Source organism: Microbispora sp. NBRC 16548, assembly GCF_030268985.1.
In the GTDB taxonomy this organism is placed as follows: domain Bacteria; phylum Actinomycetota; class Actinomycetes; order Streptosporangiales; family Streptosporangiaceae; genus Microbispora; species Microbispora catharanthi.
Genome location: NZ_BSSF01000048.1, coordinates 1 through 2,454, shown reverse-complemented (window position 1 = coordinate 2,454; position 2,454 = coordinate 1). Strand labels below are relative to the sequence as shown.

Below are 2,454 nucleotides of genomic sequence, written 5' to 3'. Positions count from 1 at the left end.
CATCGACACCAGCGTCTCCCCGTACTTCGACGGTGAGACCCTGGCCGTCTACCAGTACGCCGCGAAGTTCGCTTCCGGCAAGATCGTCTGAGACTAGCTCTCTGACGCTCTGACTGGACCGTAAAGGAAAGGGCCCGGCCTCCAGCCGGGCCCTTTTCCTATTCCTCGCCCGCTTTCGCCGTATACCGCATTGGCGGGGCGACCGGTGCGGCCGCATGAACGTCATAAAGAACCCGCCGCGCCCGCGAAACAGCGGAGAGCCGAGGCTCCGCCGCCTTGCAGTGAAGGGGGCCATTCTCTCAGGAGTCGCAGGCACGCCGACTCGCCGTCCCATCCGACGGCGAAACGACGGCGGGTGCCGCCAGGTCGCGCTCGTCCCACCACCAGGGTCGCGACATCTCACGGCGTGCATCAGACGAACGGGAGACATCTCTGCCGTCCGCGTCGACAGCACGCTCCATGCCCGCCACGCCGACGCACGAGCCTTCCGTCTCCGGCGTCGGCATCCCGAATCCCGCGCCGGCTCAGGCTCCGCCCAGAACCCTCGCGCGAATCCGGCTCAGGCCCGCTACGGCGTATCCACGACGGCGACGGTGACAGGGATCGCCTCCCCAGCAGAACGCGCGACGCCTTGGCCCTGGGCCTCGTCGGCGAGATCTTCGCCGACGGCCGCCGGATGATTCTCAGACACACGCCACCGGCGCCGGCCGACCACCGCTTGAGCGGCAGTCGCCGCCTGCTTCAGCGCCGTTTCTCAGGAGGATCGGCCCAGGAGGATCGGCACGGACGCGGTGTCATTCCCGCATGCCCTCCGGGTGCGCTCTCAGCATCCTCCGCAACGGCACGGAGCGTCTCCTCCGGCACGCATCCCGGTAGCCGGACCGGCTTTGACGGGGCTCGGCCGCCCATCGGTTTCATCCAGCGACTGTGATTTGCGTCACACGGCGTCCTAAACCGTTCCATGACTCAAGGTGAGGAGGATCGGAGAATGCGTATTTGATCAGCGCAAACACTGTCAACCAGGACAGATCGAGCATCGGCGCGTCATTAGTGCCTTGCGAATAGACCGCACGAATCGCCTTACGTACCCCTTCTTCCTCCTATAGCTTTCTCCTCGATCCTTCACTGACGCATGGGGCGCAAGTGGCGTCCCACGACAGACCTGGGAGAAACCCATGAAGCGCACCCTCGCTCTCGGCGGGATCGCGGCCGGCCTGCTGGCCTCTGCCGTCGTCGCCGCGCCGGCTCACGCCGACGAGATCCCGGCCATCAACCTCGCGAACACGAACTTCGCCGCCAAGCAGGTGGCGGCGTTCTGGTACGGCCAGAACAAGGCCAACCTGATCAACGCGACGCCGTACAACGTCGAGACGACGCTGCCCACCAAGCACGTCTCCACGGGTGGTGCTTCGGCCGACAGCAAGGCCGGCGTCGTGGGCTCCAGCGGCGACCAGAAGGCCTCCACGGCGACCCTGAAGAACGTCAACCTGCCGAAGACCACCGGCAAGGTGTTCTTCATCGGCGGCGACGGCAAGCCTCACTGGTGCTCGGCCACCTCGGTGCAGAGCGGCTACAAGAACCTGGTCGCGACCGCCGGTCACTGCGTCTACGACACGGCGACCAACAAGGAGACCCTCGACAAGTGGGTCTTCATCCCCGGTTACTACCAGGGCAAGACCCCGTGGGGCATCTACGTCGGTAAGACCGCCTACACCCACTACGACTACGACGTCTACGAGGACGGCGACCGCGACTACGCGTTCGTGACGGTCTACAACGGCGTCCAGGTCACCGACGTGGCCGTCGACAAGGTCAAGAACTGGGTCAAGGACCGCGTCTTCGACAACAAGGCGGACGCCGAGAAGGCACGCAAGGACCTCGAGCTCAAGACGACCGGCTGGTCCGGCGAGATCGTGTCCTTCGGCCCGAACGACGTCAAGAGCCCGTGGGCGTTCAACTGGCACGTCGCCAAGCACGGCGAGGAGTCGCAGAAGGTCTACGTCCCGCTCGACAAGTGGTGCCAGTGGATCGGCATCGACTACACGGTCGAGAAGCTCGGTGCACTGGTCCGTGGCGAGGTCAAGGACGCGTCCTTCCGCGGCAAGGCCGGCTACGAGATCTCCCGGGTCTCGAAGGACGAGTACGTCGCGGCTGTGGGCAACGACCACCAGGACAAGATCGTCGACGGCACCCTCTACTACACCTACAACAACGGCTGGTACAAGGCCAAGTTCTGGGTGAACATCGCCAAGAAGTACAAGCTGCGTGGCCACATCGTGGACATCGCGCTGAAGGACGTCGGCACCCTCGGCAGCAACGTCGGTGGTCAGGGCCTGGCCTACAACCAGAAGATCGGCACCGGGATCTTCGTCTTCGGTTACCCGAGCGGGTCGCACCCGGACGGCAACTACGCCTTCACCGGCAAGACCCTCAAGTGGGCCTACGGCAAGACCT

1 protein-coding gene is annotated in these 2,454 nt (G+C 64.9%); it reads left to right on the top strand.

What is annotated here, in order from left to right:
* Positions 1 to 1,175: 1,175 nt before the first annotated feature.
* A partial coding sequence (locus QSK36_RS42940) for a trypsin-like serine peptidase (RefSeq protein ID WP_285786425.1) occupies positions 1,176 to 2,454 on the top strand: 1,279 nt, incomplete at its 3' end.